Genomic DNA, 1,067 nt, shown 5'->3' with positions numbered 1-1,067 from the left:
GGCCTTCCTCCACTCCGAACGGTAAAGCACTGATGCTGCAAGGTACTCCCCAAGGACTGCATCAGTCTGTGCGGCGCGGTAACCACGCTTGTATAAACCACGGCCGGAGAAGTCTACATACCATGCGACTGCGTCTCCATCGATATGTACGTGAAACACCACATCGCTCTCTTCCTTGTCTACCATGGGACGCTCACCGTCAAATTTTTCCCTGATCCGATCAACAATTGCGTCCTTGACGCGGATTGTTGCAAAGTGTGAATTTTTCAGGTAGCGGCAGTTCTTCGTCGTCTCGGTAACCAAGAATGTCTGCTCTGGAGTTATCCAATCCTCCCAGGGTATCTGCAGAGATGCTTCATAGAGCTCATCAGCGTTCTGGATATCGTCATCCATGAACAAACCAAGGAGTACCCTTGTAGCGGTCCTTGACCAAAGGCAGAACCGGTAGGCTGAGGCAAGGTCTGCTGCGAACTCAACACCACCGCTGATACTGCGGATCTCTGTTGCACCAGCCCTGCGGGCTTCCTCTTCAATTATGTCGTTCATGTATAAGGCTGAAGTGGCGAAGAAAATCATTTGGGTTCTCCCTCTGCGTCGCTGAACAAGTAATCTAGTTCATATTTTTCGTAATGGTAGTGGGTATTGCAGTTGACACAGACCAGCTCAAGCGGGAATGGGCCATGCTCCAGGATGTCCTGTTGCTCTGCCTTGTCCAGTTGCTTTAGGTATGTTTGGTATTGCTCACGAGAACAGGGGCAAGAGAAGCCCAGGGGTTGTCTTGCCAGGTGCCTGAGTTCATAGCTCCCAAACTGCTCTTCTACATACTCCTTGATCGACATTCCTTCAGCGAGTTTCTTGCCGATGGAGGGAAGAGCATAAGCCTGTTCCTGGAGTTTCTCGAGGACATGTTCCTCGCACCCAGGCATTGCCTGCACGAACAGGGCACCGCTTCCGGTAACCTGTCCTTCCTTGTTGAAGTGAATCGAGAAGCTGAAAAGGGTGGGGGTCTGCTCTGACTGTTGGAAGTAGAGGGCAAGATCCTTGGCCAAGTCGCCATAGGCCATCAT

General features: G+C 51.5%; 2 protein-coding genes. Both read right to left on the bottom strand.

Annotated elements, in window-relative coordinates; genetic code table 11:
* A partial coding sequence (locus tag JF818_RS03910; RefSeq protein WP_233065954.1) for a class I SAM-dependent RNA methyltransferase occupies window positions 1–546 on the bottom strand: 546 nt, incomplete at its 3' end.
* A gap of 26 nt (window positions 547–572) precedes the next feature.
* Window positions 573–1,067: Hsp33 family molecular chaperone HslO (locus JF818_RS03905; RefSeq protein ID WP_198890673.1), on the bottom strand; the 495-nt coding region annotated here is incomplete at its 5' end.

This window comes from Sphaerochaeta sp. S2 (assembly GCF_016406725.1).
Lineage (GTDB): Bacteria > Spirochaetota > Spirochaetia > Sphaerochaetales > Sphaerochaetaceae > Sphaerochaeta.
The sequence above is the reverse complement of the archived record's forward strand: the minus strand, read 5'-3'. Positions and strand labels throughout refer to the sequence as shown.